Raw genomic sequence first — 15,859 nt, 5'->3', positions numbered from 1 at the left:
CGCCATTGACCGGCGTGCAGAAGGCCGCTTTGGTGGCGGCTCGAAAAGGGCCGCTGTTCGCCGTGGGGCTGGGATGGCGGGCCAAGGGAGGGCGAACGACGTTCCGCGCGCCCCTTGGGCCGATCCCGAGGAGGCGACGCGCGATGCTCGTCTGTGAGGGTCTGTTACGTCGCTGGCAGAGCCGCGACGGCGTCGTCGTCGGGCTGGACGAGGTGACTCTCGGTTTCGAACGCGGCAGCTTCACCGTGCTGGTCGGCCGCTCCGGCTGCGGCAAGACCACTCTGTTGCGCCTGCTCGGCGGACTGCTGCAGCCGTCGTCGGGGACGATCCGGCCGACCGATCCGACGCCGCCGCCGCCGCGCATCGGCTTCGCGCTGGCCGGACGCCTACCACGCGGCGAGGTCGCGGCGCAGGTCGAAGCCGCCCTGGCGATGATCGGCCTCACCGGCGTGGAGCGTGTCCTGCCGCATCGGCTGTCTGGCGGCATGGCGAGCCGCGTCGGCCTCGCCCGCGCCCTGGTCAGCGATCCCGACCTGCTGCTGCTCGACGAGCCCTTCGCCTCACTCGATGCGCTGACCCGCCGCCGGTTGCAGATGGATCTGGTCGATCTGTGGACGGCGCGCTGGCCGACCGTCGTCTTCGTCACTCACGACGTCGAGGAGGCGGTGCTGCTCGCCGACCGCATCCACCGCATCGAGCGCGGCCGCATCGCCGCGACCCTCACCGTCGACCTTCCCCGCCCACGCCGCGCCGACGACCCGACGGTGGTGGCACTCCGCGCCGAAATCCTCGCCGGCCTCGAGGCGGACACGCTTCCCGTCGCCAGCGACGCCGCATCTGAGCTCCACAGGAGCTTCAACCGATGAGAATCCCCTTCCGCTTCGGCGCGCTCGCCGTAGTTCTCGCCCTCATCGCCGGCCCCGCCGTCGCCGCCGAGAAGCTCGACAGGATCGCCATCACCTCTGTCGCCGCGCCCTTCGGCGTCAAGCCGAGCGCCCGGAGATCACGTCAGGTGCCCAGCAGGCGCTGGCGTTGGCCGCCGCCGAGCAGAAGATCTCGCTCGACGACGCGCGCCGCATGATGCGGCTGGTACGACTTCACCCTGAAGGCCACAGATCGGGACGTCGCCAATCTCGCCGCCGACCAGGAGTTCATGATCGAGGCCGGGATGCTCAAGAAGCGCATCGACGTCGGCAAGGACCTGATCGCGCCGATCACCTTCACCCTCGACTGAGACGACCCGCGAACGGCGGACGGCATCGTCGACTGCGTCGAGATGATCACCCGCGCCCGCACCCGCGGCCGCCTGACCGTCGATCCGCAGGCCGGTCCGCCCGACGTCCTGCCGGCGCCCGGCGGACGCTTCTGGTTCGAAGTGGCGATCGCAGGCCGCCGCCGCGGCTACGCCCTGCGACCCGGTTTCTTCGGCGAGGACTTCGTCGCCATGATCGCCCGTCACCAGGATGGACGCGGCACGCCGGAGGAACTCGAACGCTACCAGATCGCCAAACACGCCCTCATCGGCCGGCTGCTCGGCGCCCCGGCCGATGCCCTCTTCACCTCGACGGAGATCGTCACGCCATGACCTCGACCTGGAACGCTCCCATCCGAATCCTCGATCACGGCACCGAGCTGGCGATCACTTACGACGACTGCATCCGTTACCACGGCCGCACCAGCATCGGCGGCGTCGCCCTGGGCTTCCGCCTGCTGCAGCTCGCGCTCGCCGATCTCTCGCCCGGCCGCGTGCCGGAGCGCGCCGAAATCTCGCTGCGCACCGCCTTCCCCGGCCCCGGTCTGCGCGACGCGATCGAGATGGTGACGCGGGCGGTGAGCCGCCGCGCCTATGTCGTCGACGAGGCCCTGGCGCCGCTCGACGCGCCCGACGCGCCCGAAGCGGTCGCCGGGCGTCTGTGGTTCGAGATCACCATCGCCGGGGCGAGGCAGACCTATGCCGTGGTCGACGGGGCGATGAGCGAGGAGTTCGTCCGCATCGGCCGCGCCTCCAAGCACCCCGGCTTCGACGCGGCGAGCGCCGCTCGCTGGCTCGAACTGCGCGAGGGCCTCGCCGCGACGATCATGGCCGGCGCACCGGAGGCGGTGCTGCGGCGGCCGGCCTGATCGCCGACCTTCCGGGCAGGAGACGAGAGCGGCTGGTCGAGGAGCAGCATCGTCACGACCCTCACCGGTGATCCGGCGGGTGGACGGCGGGCGCCGCCGGAGACCGGCGACGGCGGTGGGAAAGCGAGACCTCCCCCCGGCTCGTCGGCCGGGGGGAGGCGAGGGGGATCAGGCGACGTCGAAGCGATCGGCGTTCATCACCTTGGTCCAGGCGGCGACGAAGTCCTTCACGAACTTCTGGCGATTGTCGTCCTGGGCATAGACCTCGGCATAGGCCCTGAGCACCGAGTTCGAGCCGAAGACGAGGTCGACCCGGGTGGCCGTCCACTTCGTCGCACCGCTGCGGCGGTCGCGAACCTCGTAGAGGCCGCCGCCGACCGGCACCCAAGTGTTGGCCATGTCGGTCAGATTGACGAAGAAGTCGGTGGTCAGAGCGCCGACCCGGTCGGTGAAGACGCCGTGCTTCGTGCCGCCGTGGTTGGTGCCGATGACCCGCATGCCGCCGACGAGCACGGTCATCTCGGGGGCGGTGAGGCCCATGAGTTGGCTGCGGTCGAGCAGCAGTTCCTCGGCGGAGACGACGTAGTCCTTCTTCAGCCAGTTGCGATAGCCGTCGTGGATCGGCTCGAGCACCGCGAAGGAGGCAGCATCGGTCGCGTCCGCCGTGGCGTCACCGCGTCCGGGAACAAAGGGCACTTCGATCGCGACGCCGGCCGCCTTCGCCGCCAGTTCGACGCCGACGTTGCCGGCCAAGACGACGACATCGGCGAGGCTGGCGCCCACCGCCGTCGCGATCGCCTCGAGGACCGCGAGCACCTTGGCGAGGCGTGCCGGCTCGTTGCCGACCCAGTCCCGCTGCGGTGCGAGGCGGATGCGGGCGCCGTTGGCGCCGCCGCGGAAGTCGGACCCGCGGAAGGTGCGGGCGCTGTCCCAGGCGGTGGCGACGAGATCGGCGACGGTGAGGCCGCTCGCCACGATCTTCGCCTTGGCCGCGGCGACGTCCCAATCGGTGCGACCGGCGGGAACCGGATCCTGCCAGATCAGGTCCTCCTTCGGCACGTCGGGGCCGATGTAGCGCGCCCTCGGCCCCATGTCGCGATGGGTCAGCTTGAACCAGGCCCGGGCGAAGACCTCGCTGAAATAGGCCTGATCCGCACGGAACCGCTCGGCGATCTTGCGGTAGGCCGGATCGAACCGCATCGCCATGTCGGCGTCGGTCATGATCGGCTTGCGACGGATCGAGGGATCTTCGACGTCGACCGGCATGTCCTCGTCGGCGATACCGATCGGCTCCCATTGCCAGGCACCCGCCGGCGACTTCTGCAGCCACCAGTCGTAGCGCAGCAGCAGGTCGAAATAGCCGCCGTCCCACTTGGTCGGATGCGTCGTCCAAGCGCCCTCGATGCCGCTGGTGACGGTGTCGCGGCCGGTCGACCGGGTCGTGTGGTTCATCCAGCCGAGGCCCTGTTCGACGATGTCGGCCCCCTCCGGCGCCGCGCCGAGGGCTTCGGCGCGGCCGTTGCCGTGGGCCTTGCCGACGGTGTGTCCGCCGGCGGTCAGCGCAACCGTCTCCTCGTCGTCCATCGCCATCCGGGCGAAGGTCTCGCGCACCTGCGCCGCCGTCTTCAGCGGGTCGGGCTTGCCGTTGACGCCTTCCGGGTTGACGTAGATCAGGCCCATCTGCACCGCGGCGAGCGGGTTCTCCATGGTCGTGGGATCGGCGACGTCGCCGTAGCGGGTGTCGGACGGCGCCAGCCACTCCTTCTCGGCGCCCCAGTAGACATCCTTCTCGGGGTGCCAGACGTCGGGTCGGCCGAAGCCGAAGCCGAAGGTCTTCAGCCCCATCGACTCGTAGGCGACGGTGCCGGCGAGCGCGATCAGGTCGGCCCAGCTCAGCCGGTTGCCGTACTTCTTCTTGATCGGCCACAACAGGCGGCGCGCCTTGTCGAGGTTGGCGTTGTCCGGCCACGAGTCGAGCGGCGCGAAACGCTGGTTGCCGGTGCCGGCGCCGCCGCGGCCGTCGGCGACACGATAGGTGCCGGCGGCATGCCAGGTCATGCGGATCATCAGGCCGCCGTAGTGACCCCAGTCGGCCGGCCACCAGTCCTGGCTGTCGGTCATCAGCGCCACGAGGTCCTGCCTCAGGGCGGCAAAGTCCAGCTTCGCGACTTCGGCGCGGTAGTCGAAGCCCACCCCCATCGGGTCGGTCTTGCCGTCGTGCTGATGCAGAATGTCGAGGTTCAACGCCTTCGGCCACCAATCGGTGTTCGAGGCTTCGCTCGAGGTGATCCCGCCGTGGACGACCGGGCATTTGCCGGTCGACTTCGTCTCATTTCCGCCCATCGTGGTCTCTCCGACGTTGGTTTCGGTCGTGTTCGGCGGGACGTTCATCGTCTCGTCGAGAGGTTTGCCCGTGGCTCGCTTGCCGACGCCGTCGCGCGACCGATGGACCCTGACTAGCATCGCCATTCGATAAAGAAAATTTTCAATTTCAAATCACTATGATAAGCATGGCAAATGACGGACATCACCCTGAAGCACCTTCGCTATTTCGAAGCGCTGGCCCACCACGGCCATTTCGGCCGCGCCGCCGAGGCCTGCGCGATCTCGCAGCCGGCGCTGTCGCTGCAGATCAAGGAACTCGAGGAGATCCTCGGCTCGCCGCTGGTCGAGCGGGGAGCGAGACAGATCCGTCCGACGGCTCTCGGCGACGCCATGGCGGTTCGCGCCAGGGAGGTGTTGCGGGCGGTCGAGGAACTCGAGGAGATGGCGCGGGCGTTCCGCGATCCCTTCTCCGGCCGCCTGCGCCTCGGCGCCATCCCGACCGTGGCGCCCTATCTGCTGTCGGGCGTGGTCCGGGCGCTCGCCGATCGGTATCCCGGCATGGACGTCCGACCCCGGGAAGCGGTCACGCGAACCCTGGTCGAGGAACTCCTCGGCGGGCGACTCGACGCGGCGCTGGTGGCTCTGCCGATCTCGGAGCCCTCCTTGGTCGAGCACGCGTTGCTCGAGGAGGAATTCGTCCTGGTCCGCCCCACACGAGACGCCGATGCGCCCGTCCCTAACACGGACGAGCTGCGCGGCATTCGCCTGCTCTTGCTCGAGGAGGGACATTGTTTCCGCGAACAGGCGATCGCCTACTGCCGCATCCCGGCGGGGACGGTCCGGGACACGATGCAGGGGAGCTCGCTCTCGACCCTGGTCCAGATGGTGGACGTCGGCCTCGGCGTGACGCTCATCCCGGAGATGGCGGTCAAAGTGGAATCACGCGCCGCCGCGGTCGCGGTGGCACGACTGCCGGTGCCCCAGCCGACACGGGTGATCGGTATGGTCTGGCGGCGCACCAATCCGATGGCGGATCATCTCAAGACGATCGCCGGGGTCGTCCGGCAAGTCGCGCATGAAACGGGCTTGTCGGGCGGTGGATGATCCGACCCTACTCGCTCGGCATGCGACCCGAAAGCCCCTGTCGGAGAACGTGGCCGATTCCTGGGCGGGGAGTGCCCCCACGTCCTCGATCGATCCCTTTGCGGTCGTCGGACAGGTTCACCGACTTCGTCTCACCGAGATCGTGGATTCGTAGAGAGCCGCTCCGCCACCGGCGTGACCAGATCGAAGAGCCCGCGCCGCATTGCGCCGAGATCGCTCGGGTCGAGGCCGCAGCAGGGACGGCACCGGTCGGCCTTGACCGACTCTCGTTCCTCCGGCCGGGTTACGATCTCAGACCGCGGCTGAACGGACCCCATGCGTGCGGTATGTCACCACGAGGATTGTTCGAACAGCTGCACCAAAAATAATTTAGACCGACAAATGCGTAAAACATTATTAGTCATTATATATTCCAAATATTAATGCATATATTTTAGATAAATACACAATATATTCCATAATAATACTTATGCGAATCGCAGCAACAGCATGGGCGGGGAGTATTTTCCATCAAAATGACTCTCCAGAACGCCTCAACATCTCTTCATCAAGCCCTTTCAACTCCTGTCGACTTTTTCCGCCTTGCGATGAACTCTCGCATCAGAGGCAGAAAGAACGCCTTGCTGAACTTTCCGATCGGCGGATCCGATTCGAGGTAGAATGACCTTCCGACGATGTCGGAATTGTACTCGTCGAGGATGATCCAGAGGCGCAAGTCGCGATCGAGGCCGGCGCGCTGCTTTTCGATGGTCGGGATCTCCACCGCGAACCGCTCGGGCTCAGGTTCTTTGGTGGTGATCGGAAAGAACAAGATCAGATCACCAGCGGCACGGGCGAGCCGAACCCCGACGGCGACGGGGCGGGACTTCCGTCCTTCCGTCTCCCCTTTCGTCGCTTCGCGCGCCCATAGATAGGGGTAACGAACAACGCAGGCGGTTTGAATATCGTCGTAACTCACGGGCGAACTGTCTCGTCGGCGCTCGCATAGACCTCGACGGCCGTCTCGAACTCATCGAGAAGCGCAGACGGCATCGTCTCGATCGTGCCGACCGTTCGCGTGTCTGCTCCGCGCTTCAACCGCTCGAAGTCCTCGATCGCGAGCAGCACGAGGCGAGGCTTGTTGCGCTGGGTGATGGTGACGGGATGGCGCAACGCCTCGGCAATGATGTCGCCGGATTTCCGCGACAGGTCGCTCGTGGTGTAGGTGCCGGACGTTTTGGGCATCGCGTCACTCCTCATTGCTGTATTTGTCGCATTTTACAGCGGGCCCGCTCTCCGCACAATGTCTGCCTGATCGAACCGGGGTGGAAACAAGATTCGGAGAAGATCCGCTGCAAACGGCGATTATTCTGCCCGGTAGACACCGCTTCCGGGCTTTATTGACTACGTCTCGGCGCGGGTCCAAGCCGGAATCGAGAAGAGCTGTGATGAATCGAGTTCCACTCGTCAGCCTCGCATGTCCCCGAGACCGCCGCGATCCTCAACCGCTGGCGGATTTGCGCGGCCGCCCTCCCTTCGCGCCATTGATGCGCGACGCGTTGGCCTTCGCGGGAGACGTCACCTGCCCGGCCCGGCGGGCCATGTAGGCCTTCGTGCCGAAAATGCCGGCCATCAGTCCCGGCAGGGACAGGTCGACGTCGAGGGCCTCCCAATGCAGGCCGTAGCCCTGGCCGAGGATCTCGATCTCCTCGAGTTGGGCATCGGTCGCGTGCTCCAGGCCTTGCGCCATGGCCGGGGGAAACGTGAACGTACAGCCGTTCGTCAGTTCGACGACGATGCGACGAACTTGCGCATCGTAGCGAGCGACAGCTGCGCGAGGTTCGGTCTCGCGCGCCAGACGGCCGCGCTCGAGAGCAGCATCGATGATCCGGTCGGACAATTCAGCCATGGATTTCCCTCCATCGGGCCAGAAAGTCGTCGCGTCGCTCTGCAACGAGGCGAACCGCCTGACGGACTTCCGCGCGCTTCATTCCCTCGACCCAGATCAGCTCCGGCGCATCATCGGGACCGACGAGATTGATCTTCGCGTGACCGTCGCCGAAGACGTGCACATGCGCCGGTTCGTGGTCGTCGAGGTAGATGACGACCCGCAGTCCGTGGGCTCGGAATATGGTGACCATGAGAATGAATAACCCATCTTGTTGGGTTTTTCAAGATCGACGACCAAGACATCCCAATCGACTCCGAACAGCGACGAGACGAGGCGGGTTCCAACAGTCTCGGCAGAATTTCATCGCGACTGTTGGAACCTGCCTCGCCAACGGACGACGCGTGATGCACCGTCGCGAGAAAATCGGCATGGTTCGCCACCGAGCCGCCCTCGCATCGAGAGGGTTCAAGGCTTCCGATTCCGCCCCACGCCCGTCAGATCGATCCGCATCTCCGCACGACGGGGATCCTCGTCGAACTGACGCGCCCCCGAAGGCTGCGTCGCGGCCGAGCGGGCGGCCCGAGGTGTCACCTCCCTGATCGGCAGTCCCTCATCCTCGCCGCCGTTCGACGGCTTCCGGGCCGGATGCTCCGCTCCCAGCTGTCCCGGATCGGGTTCCAGAAACACCGCCTTTCCCTCGAAGGTTCCGGTCCGCCAGGCGAGGATGGCGTCGTCGAGCGCTTCCGGCACGGCCGCGCCGTACCACTTCACCACGATGCGCCAGACCTTGCCGAAGAGCGTCGTGCCCATCCGCAGGTTGGCGCAAGCATCGAAGAGATCCGCAGCGATCTCGGACGGGTCCTTCACTCCGACGCCGGCCGGGAACCGAGTGATGCCGACGCGCACCTCGGCCTCGCCGACGAAGCGACGAACGAGCGCCAGGGCTTCGTCCGGCGTCTTCGGCGGTGGCACGAGGATGACGCGATTGCCGGATCTGATCGACAGAGCGAGTGGGTCGTTGGTTCCGACCTTGTCGAGGAACGCCTCGACGATCGCCGGCTTCAGTGCCGGATCGGTGCAGGCGTGAACGAGTGCGGCATCGACCACGTGCCTCTCCTGCCTCAGCGGTTGAAGGAAGCGACGAGCGGAAGCCCGAAGAGACGGGCCCAGGCGGTGCTGCTCGCCGTCTGGATCGCGGCGATGTTCGTGCCGGCGGTCCACCAGCCGTTGCCGATCGCGACGATCAAATCCGGCTTCTGCGCCATCGACTGCAGGATCGGCCAGACGAGAAGCTGCTCGTAGCAGACGAGCGGCGCGACACGTCGTCCGCCGATCCCGAAAGCGGACGCGCCGAAGAACTCGGCCCGCGCTCCGCCGGGTTCGCCGAGCCAGCTCAGCCACGGCCGCCACATCGAGACGGGCACTGGCATTCGCTGCCGATGGACAATCCAAGCACCGTCGTGGTCGATCGCCACCACGACATTGTCGTAGCCGTCGCGGTGGACGACGGTCGCCCCGGCGACCACCTCGACGTCGAGATCTCGCAGTCGATCGCGCCAGAACGCTCCGATGGTCGGGGTCCAGAGACCGAGAGCGTTCTCGGGGAGGACGACGACCCGTGCGCCGGCGGCCGCGGCCCCGCGCACCGCCGTGATCAGGGCTTCGTGCTGGTCCATGCCGAAGTCTCGCCCGAGCGCGCGGCCGAAGCGCAGATCGAGGCCGATCCATCCCTGAAACCCCGGCGGATCGGTCCAGGTCATGGACGACCACAGCGTCAGGCCCGCAACCAGGGCCAGCGCTGCCGGCCGCGCTCGCGTCGTCGCCGTGAGCATGAGCGTCGCCGTCGCGCCGAGGCCCCACCATCCCCATGCCGGGAACAGAATGCCGGCGGCGGTGATCGGATGGGCCCAACCGACGATGCCGAAGGGAGGCACCGCCATCAAGACGGCGGCGACGGCGTAGCGCACCACCCTCCCCCATCCCGGCCGGCTCGACCAGAGCCCGGCATGGACGCCCACGAAGGCGAGCGCGGCGCCGATCCACAGAGCGACGCCCAACAGGACGCTCGTCCCGAAGAACGTGACGACGCCCTGCGGCAGTCCCCGTGATGCCGCGAGGAAGTACGCCGTCGCGACCGCCGCCGCCGTCCACCTCGATCGCGACAGCCCCCACAGCGCCGGGAAGACCAGCGCCACCGGCAGCGTGCGCGGGTCGCCGTTCCACCCCACCATGCCGGCGGTTCCCGCCGCGACGACCAGCACGACGGATCGCGTGGCCTCGAGGAGCGAAGGTGAGCACCGGCACGGCGCGGCCGAGAACCCCTTTGGCCGGAACCGGCCCGAAATATCTCGAGTCATAGGACCCCACGAAGTCGGAGTGGAGATAAAGGTGGCCGGCCGGTACGACCCCACCGGACCAGGGCGTCAGCGCCCTGCCCTCGCCGTCGACGGACCGGAGATCGGAATGCGCCAGCGGCCGCCCGTCGATCGCGACCGAGCTGCCGATACCGATCATCTGCCCCTCACGGGCAGCGACGACCTTGATCAAGGGGCCGACCCATCCGGGGCAGAGCCCCCTGCGGAGATAGCCGCGCGCCGCCGCCTGCTCCAAGACGGCACTGCGCGGTGGGCAGACGAAGACGAGATCACCGACGGCCACGGGTCGATCGAGCGGTACGATCCGCCACAGACCGAGCGGATGGCTCGGCGTCGGATTGAGGCGAAGGCCGCCCCATCCACCGCCGATCGCCAAGAGGGCGGCGAAGAGACCGCCGACGATCAGGGCGAGGTGTGGTCTTCGGCTTCTGGTCATTGCAAGACCTGCCCCGGCTTCTGCGCTCGGCGCAGCGCCTCCGCCTGCTTCATGGCCACCGCCGTCCGCTCATGCGCGGCGAGCTGTTGTGCGGTCCGCATCGTCGGCCAGGCCGATGCCAGTTGCTCGCGTTGAGCCGGGGACAGGCCCGACGCCAGCTTCTCGAAGATCGGGCCGATGGGCTCCTTCGCCCTATCGTTCAGGAAGGCCCGCTCACCGAACCGCTTCGTGACCACCTTGGCGAAGCCGTTGATCTCGGCCTTGACCATGCGATCGGCGAGCGCGAACTCGAGCCCCGCCGGCAGGTCGTTACGATCGATGGCGTCGCGCACTCGCTCGAGCATCCGGGCGGCTTCCGCCGACAATGCCGGGATATCGAGCGCGGCACGTTGCCGGATCGCTCGTTCCTCGGCCTCGAACTTCGTCTCGGCTTCTGCGCGAAGGCGCAGCCAACGCTCGAGATCGCGCCTCAGAGCCGGCACATTGACTTCGGCTCGGCGACGGTCGTCCCGGTCGGCCTTGCTCGCCAACAGCCCGGTCTTGCCGCGCAAGGCCCCGAAGGTCTCGGGGCGGGTCGCCAGACGCTCCAGCGTCGTGGTCGCGGCCGTCGGATCCTTCGACATCTTGTCGAGATCGAGCGCGCGGAACGCCGCCTCCGGATCGGCGAAGACGAAGCGGAAGCGGTTGGTGACCTCGCCCCACTGCTTGCCGACGCCAGGGTCGGCGAGAACCCGGGTCTCGACCGCAGAGCCGAGCGTCTCGGTGAATGTGGTGATACCGGCGACCATCGGGCGCAGCTCCTTCTTCACGGTGTCTTCGGGGGAGTGTGGGCGGGTGGCGAGACCGAGTTCGCGACCGAAAGCGGCGAGGCGTCGGCCGAGATCGGCGAGCCGCTGCTTCTGCCGGATCGTCCACTGGATGCGATCGCGTACCAACGTGCGAGCGACGCGGACGAGGTGCAGACCGCGGGCTTCGGCGAACCGCAGCGCAGGGCCGTAGAAGCCACCACGGGCGTAGTCGAGCGTCGTCTCCTTCGCCCGCCGTTGCGACAGGATCGCGCCGAGGCCGCCCACCGTCTCGAAGGATCGCCGGCCGTAGTAGAGGGTCGCATCCTCGCGATGGCGGGTCATCGCCACGTAGGCGAGATGCCGGTCGAGCGACAGCGTCGCCAGCACCTTGACCCGGTCGACAGTGGCCCCTTGCGCCTTGTGGATCGTCGTCGCGTAGCCGTGGTCGACGTCGGTGTAGAAGCGCTGGTCGATCTCGATCCGACGACGGTTGGCGCCCTCGCCGATCTCGGCGGTGAAGCGCCGAGGCTCCGACGCGACGATCTTGCCGATCATGCCGTTCTTGACGCCGAGCGATCCCTCGTTCCTCAGGAACACGATCTGATCGCCGACGTCGAAGCGCCGCTCGCCGTCCGCGGTGCGGAAGAGGTGACCTCGACCGACGAGGTCGCGTTCGACCAGTCTGGCGCGCGCCATGTCGTTGAGGGTGCGGACGTCACGGCGCAGATGGGCGAGGATCAAAGTCGACTTCGTCGGATCGTGCTCGCGGTTCCAATCGGCGATCAACGTCGCGATCGCCTCCGCCTTGACCGCGGCGCCGATGATCTTGCCCTTATCGCGATAGGATCGAAGCGCTTCGGCGACGCGGCCGCGCGCCAGATCGAGCGACGCCGTGCGCATCCACGGCTCGCGTTGACGATGGATGGTCTCGAGCTCGGCGTAGCCGATCCGCTCTGTCAGTGCGCGAAAGGCGGCGCCGGCCTCGATCGGCTGCAACTGGTCGGGATCGCCGACGAGCACGAGTTTCGCGCCGGCGTTCGCCACCGCTTCGACGAAGATCGCCATCTGGCGCGACGACACCATGCCGGCCTCGTCGAGGACGAGGACCGTCTTGTCATCCAGAAGGTCCCTTCCCTTCGCCCAACGCAGTTCCCACGACGACAGCGTGTGCGAGGTGATGCCGGCTTCCGTCTCCAGCCCTTCCGCCGCCTTGCCGGCGAGCGCCGCACCGACGACGCGGTAGCCGGCCGCCTCCCAGACCTCGCGCCCCGCCGTCATCATCGTGGTCTTGCCGGCGCCGGCGCGACCGACGACCGCGGCGATGCGCTCGGACGAGGTGACGTGTTCGATCGCCGTCCTCTGTTCCGCCGAGAGCCGAGTGTGCCGTTCGAAGATCGCCGCCCGCTCCGTCGCCTTCACCTCGAAGCCCACGGTGTTCGCGAGGTGTGTCGCCCGGCACGCCATCTCCGCCTCGAGGCGGATCAACTCGCGCGTCGTGTAGCGAGACGGCGTCCGTGCCCCGCTCGCGAAGTCGATCGTCTCGGCCTCGAGCCGCAGAACCTCGGGGCTCTGCAGGATGCGAGCGAGAAGGGTCTGGAAAGTCGCCGCGTCGTCGATCCAGCGATGGAGGATCTTGGCGACGTCGCGCTGGTCGAAGACGCTCTTCTCCCGCGAGATCAGATCGAGGACGATCTCGGGGCGGCGCTCGATGCGTCGGACATTCTCGGCACGACGGTCCTCGAAGGCCCGCAGTCGGTCGAGTGATGGTCCCCTGCCCTCTCCGCCCTCCTTGCGCTCGATCGCCTTCGCCGCCACGCCGACGTGGGAGGTCGGGGCGAGGTCGAGGCCGCGCTCCGCGTAGGAGCGACCGTCGACGCGCACGTCGAGACCGGCGAGCGCCAGATGCCGGTTCTGGAGATCGAGCCAGGCCTGGCGCTGCTCGAGGAACTCGGATCTGTCGCCGGACCACAGCCGATAGACGAGCTTCCCCGCCGCATTGCGTAGCGGTCGCCCGTCCTCACCGATCACCGCCACCTTCTTGCGTCCAAAGCCGTCCTCGGTCAGCGGTCGCAACGTGGTCATCAGGTGGACGTGCGGATTGCCGGGATCGTCGTGAAAGACCCAGTCGGCGACCTGCCCGCGCCCCAGCACCTGTGTCTCGACGAAGGCATCGACCAAGGCGATGTTCTGCTCGCGGGAGAGCTCCACCGGCAGAGCGACGATGAACTCCTTTGCGAACTGCGCATCGGCTCGCTTCTCGAAGGCTTCGACCCGGTTCCAGAAGGCTTCCGATGAGCCGGCAACCGAGCGGTCGGCAACGAGCGCCCTCGCCCAGGCCGGTGCGTTCGGTGGCAGGAGGAACGCCTCGTGGATCATGCCGCGCTTGCCGGTGTAGTCGACTGTGCGCGCCTCGGCTTCGTGCTCCATCCGGGCGCAATGGCGATAGGCCGCCGCCAGCACGACGCTGCGACCGCCGCCGCGGCCGATGAGCTGGGGAGTGAAGTGGGTGATGGCCACGGCGGTCGAGATCCCGGAGATGAAATGCACATAGGGTTCGTCGGGAACGGCCGGACCTTCGGGCAGTCGAGCAGCACGTCGCGCCTCGCGACGTATTACTGCGCCCTTGGGTAGCCGTTCTCGTCGAACGGCGGGATGATCTCGGAAACGGTCGGGTCTGCCGACCCGGCGTTTTTGACGGGGTGCGCTTCGCGCTCTCCCGACGGACTCTCGCGCGACCGAAGACCGATCGAGCGAGAAGGACCGCAGCCCCATGAAGAAGCCGTCGTCGAAGATCCGCGACGAGATCGCCCGACTGCAGGAGCAGTTGAAGGCGGCCGAGACCCGCGAGGCCGAACGGATCGGCCGATTGGCCCTGAAGGCCGGTCTCGGGGAGATCGCCATCGAAGAAGTCGAGCTGATCGCCGCCTTCGAAGCGTTGGCGACGAGGTTTCGGACGGGAGGAGGGAAGCGCGAACGGCCCGCCACGGCGCCGACGCCGATCCCGGTTGGCGCGCCTCAGAGCCGCGATGGCGAGGGCTGAGCGGATGAATCGAGCGAGCCAGTCCGAGGCGCGAAAGAAGGACACCCGGGAGAAGATCCAGCTCGGCGGCCTGATCGTCAAAGCCGGCCTGCGCTGGGAGAAGCGCGCCCTCCTGCTCGGCATCCTCATCGATGCCGCCGCTCGCCTGAAGCACGATACCGCCGAGCGCAAGCGACTGACGGCCTTGGGCACAGAGGCTTTCGGCAATGACCCCGAATAGGATCGCCCTGTTCCTCACGCCGCTCGTGCTGATGGTCACCGTCTGCCTCGCGACTTCGGGGACAGCGACGTGGGTCGCGGCTTTCGGCAAGACCGAGGCGTCGCGGCAAATGCTCGGGCGGATCGGCCTTGCCCTCCCCTACGCGCTCGCTGGCGGCATCGGTGTCGTCGTCCTCTTCGCGGCGAACGGCGCACGCTCGATCCGAGCGGCTGGTTGGGGCGTCATCGCGGGTACGGTGATGATCGTCGCTATCGCTGGCGTTCGAGAGGTGGTTCGACTTCAGATCCTCGCCGAGCAGATGCCGGTCGGCCGCTCGCTCCTCGCCTCGGTCGATCCGGCGACGGGAGCAGGTATCGCCTTCGCCATGCTCTGCGGCATCTTCGCACTGCGCGTCGCGCTCCGAGGCAACGCCGCTTTCTCGGCGCCCGCGCCGCGCCGCATCCGTGGTACCCGCGCCGTCCATGGCGAGGCCGATTGGATGAAACTCACCGAAGCCGCACGGCTCTTTCCCGAGACCGGTGGCATCGTCGTCGGCGAGCACTACCGGATCGATCGGGACGGCGCGTCGAGCGAGGCGTTCCGTGCGCGAGATCCCGGAACCTGGGGCGCCGGCGGCAAGGCCCCCCTCCTCTGCTTCGACGCTGCCTTCGGCTCGTCGCACGGCATCGTCTTCGCCGGCTCCGGCGGCTTCAAGACGACATCCGTCACAGTGCCCACCGCCCTCAAATGGGGCGGCGGCCTCGTGGTGCTCGATCCTTCCGACGAAGTGGCCCCGCAGGTCTCCGATCATCGCCGCCGTGCCGGTCGCACCGTCTTCGTCCTCGACCCCAAGACGCCGGAGATCGGCTTCAACGCCCTCGATTGGATCGGCCGGTTCGGCGGCACCCGCGAGGAGGACATCGCGGCCGTCGCCGGCTGGATAGTCACCGACAATCCACGCCTCGGTTCGGTCCGCGACGACTTCTTCCGCGCCGCCGCATTGCAACTCCTCACCGCGCTGATCGGCGACGTCTGCCTCTCCGGCCACACGGCCCCACAGGATCAGACCCTGCGTCGCGTCCGCGAGAACCTCGCCGAGCCGGAACCCAAGCTGCGCGAGCGGCTACAGGCGATCTGGGACCGCTCGACGTCGGCCTTCGTGCGCGAGAACGTCGCGCCCTTCATCGCCATGACGCCGGAGACCTTCTCCGGCGTCTACGCTTCCGCCGCCAAAGAGACCCACTGGCTCTCCTATCCGAACTATGCAGCCCTCGTCTCCGGCTCGAGCTTCACGACCGACGAGTTGGCGGAGGGCGCGACCGACATCTTCATCGACATCGACCTGAAGACGCTCGAAACCCACCCCGGCCTCGCCCGCGTCGTCATCGGCGCATTGATGAACGCCATCTACAATCGCGACGGCACCGTCGGCGGCCGCACCCTGTTCCTCCTCGACGAGGTCGCCCGGCTCGGGTATCTGCGCATCCTCGAGACGGCGCGCGACGCCGGTCGCAAATACGGCATCACCCTGGTGCTGCTGTTCCAGTCGATCGGGCAGATGCGCGAGGCCTATGGCGGGCGCGACGCCACCTCGAAATGGT

The 15,859-nt window shown here is 67.5% G+C and carries 16 protein-coding genes and 1 pseudogene; 8 read left to right on the top strand and 9 right to left on the bottom strand.

Annotated features, from left to right (window positions below; genetic code table 11):
* Positions 1-143 precede the first annotated feature (143 nt).
* The 4 genes from V7Q42_RS13205 to V7Q42_RS13190 all read left to right on the top strand — a co-directional run bounded on the left by V7Q42_RS13205 (position 144) and on the right by V7Q42_RS13190 (position 2,121).
* A complete protein-coding gene (locus V7Q42_RS13205) occupies positions 144-866 on the top strand; it encodes an ABC transporter ATP-binding protein (protein ID WP_333824557.1) in 723 nt (240 codons plus the stop codon).
* On the top strand, positions 863-1,081 hold the full coding sequence (locus V7Q42_RS13200) for a hypothetical protein (RefSeq protein ID WP_333824556.1): 219 nt from the start codon (positions 863-865) through the stop codon (positions 1,079-1,081). The genes V7Q42_RS13205 and V7Q42_RS13200 overlap by 4 nt, the downstream gene beginning before the upstream one ends.
* A gap of 195 nt (positions 1,082-1,276) precedes the next feature.
* Positions 1,277-1,585, top strand: coding sequence for a hypothetical protein (locus tag V7Q42_RS13195; RefSeq protein ID WP_333824555.1), 309 nt, complete (start codon positions 1,277-1,279; stop codon positions 1,583-1,585).
* The gene (locus tag V7Q42_RS13190; protein WP_333824554.1) at positions 1,582-2,121 is read left to right on the top strand and encodes a hypothetical protein; all 540 of its coding nucleotides are present in this window, start codon (positions 1,582-1,584) and stop codon (positions 2,119-2,121) included. Before V7Q42_RS13195 ends, V7Q42_RS13190 begins: the two co-directional genes overlap by 4 nt.
* A gap of 168 nt (positions 2,122-2,289) precedes the next feature.
* Here the strand turns inward: V7Q42_RS13190 and katG are convergent, their stop codons facing one another.
* Positions 2,290-4,464, bottom strand: coding sequence for a catalase/peroxidase HPI (katG, locus tag V7Q42_RS13185; protein WP_333824553.1), 2,175 nt, complete (start codon positions 4,462-4,464; stop codon positions 2,290-2,292).
* 174 nt (positions 4,465-4,638) lie between these two features.
* Here katG and V7Q42_RS13180 point away from each other — a divergent pair, with 174 nt between their 5' ends.
* A complete protein-coding gene (locus V7Q42_RS13180) occupies positions 4,639-5,550 on the top strand; it encodes a hydrogen peroxide-inducible genes activator (RefSeq protein ID WP_333824552.1) in 912 nt (303 codons plus the stop codon).
* Positions 5,551-6,097: 547 nt separating this feature from the next.
* Here V7Q42_RS13180 and V7Q42_RS13175 read toward each other — a convergent pair.
* The 8 genes and pseudogenes from V7Q42_RS13175 to traA all read right to left on the bottom strand — a co-directional run bounded on the left by V7Q42_RS13175 (position 6,098) and on the right by traA (position 13,536).
* Complete coding sequence (locus tag V7Q42_RS13175) at positions 6,098-6,508, bottom strand: hypothetical protein (RefSeq protein ID WP_333824551.1); 411 nt, start codon at positions 6,506-6,508, stop codon at positions 6,098-6,100.
* Positions 6,505-6,774: a type II toxin-antitoxin system prevent-host-death family antitoxin gene (locus V7Q42_RS13170; protein ID WP_333824607.1), complete on the bottom strand. Its 270-nt coding sequence runs from the start codon at positions 6,772-6,774 to the stop codon at positions 6,505-6,507. Before V7Q42_RS13170 ends, V7Q42_RS13175 begins: the two co-directional genes overlap by 4 nt.
* A 256-nt stretch (positions 6,775-7,030) precedes the next feature.
* Complete coding sequence (locus tag V7Q42_RS13165; protein WP_333824550.1) at positions 7,031-7,438, bottom strand: DUF2442 domain-containing protein; 408 nt, start codon at positions 7,436-7,438, stop codon at positions 7,031-7,033.
* Positions 7,431-7,670, bottom strand: coding sequence for a DUF4160 domain-containing protein (locus V7Q42_RS13160; RefSeq protein WP_333824549.1), 240 nt, complete (start codon positions 7,668-7,670; stop codon positions 7,431-7,433). The genes V7Q42_RS13165 and V7Q42_RS13160 overlap by 8 nt, the downstream gene beginning before the upstream one ends.
* Before the next feature lie 215 nt (positions 7,671-7,885).
* Complete coding sequence (locus tag V7Q42_RS13155; RefSeq protein WP_333824606.1) at positions 7,886-8,527, bottom strand: TraH family protein; 642 nt, start codon at positions 8,525-8,527, stop codon at positions 7,886-7,888.
* Positions 8,528-8,541: 14 nt separating this feature from the next.
* Entirely contained in the window at positions 8,542-9,681 is a 1,140-nt protein-coding gene (locus V7Q42_RS13150) for a conjugal transfer protein TraB (protein WP_333824548.1), read from the bottom strand.
* A gap of 79 nt (positions 9,682-9,760) precedes the next feature.
* Positions 9,761-10,231: pseudogene (gene traF / locus V7Q42_RS13145) on the bottom strand (conjugative transfer signal peptidase TraF); the annotation flags it as partial.
* Positions 10,228-13,536 (bottom strand): Ti-type conjugative transfer relaxase TraA, encoded by a 3,309-nt coding sequence (gene traA, locus V7Q42_RS13140; RefSeq protein WP_333824605.1) that lies wholly within the window; start codon positions 13,534-13,536, stop codon positions 10,228-10,230. The pseudogene traF and the gene traA, both read right to left, overlap by 4 nt.
* A gap of 253 nt (positions 13,537-13,789) precedes the next feature.
* Between traA and traC the strand changes: the two genes are divergently transcribed.
* The 3 genes from traC to traG all read left to right on the top strand — a co-directional run.
* The gene (gene traC / locus V7Q42_RS13135) at positions 13,790-14,059 is read left to right on the top strand and encodes a conjugal transfer protein TraC (RefSeq protein ID WP_333824547.1); all 270 of its coding nucleotides are present in this window, start codon (positions 13,790-13,792) and stop codon (positions 14,057-14,059) included.
* Between the two features lie 4 nt (positions 14,060-14,063).
* Positions 14,064-14,279, top strand: coding sequence for a type IV conjugative transfer system coupling protein TraD (gene traD / locus V7Q42_RS13130; RefSeq protein WP_333824546.1), 216 nt, complete (start codon positions 14,064-14,066; stop codon positions 14,277-14,279).
* Positions 14,266-15,859, top strand: a 1,594-nt coding sequence (traG, locus tag V7Q42_RS13125; protein ID WP_333824545.1) for a Ti-type conjugative transfer system protein TraG, incomplete at its 3' end; no start/stop codon positions are given. The genes traD and traG, both read left to right, overlap by 14 nt.

The sequence above is a fragment of the Pinisolibacter sp. genome (genome assembly GCF_036782435.1).
In the GTDB taxonomy this organism is placed as follows: Bacteria; Pseudomonadota; Alphaproteobacteria; order Rhizobiales; family Ancalomicrobiaceae; genus CALBKH01.
The sequence above is the reverse complement of the archived record's forward strand: the minus strand, read 5'-3'. Positions and strand labels throughout refer to the sequence as shown.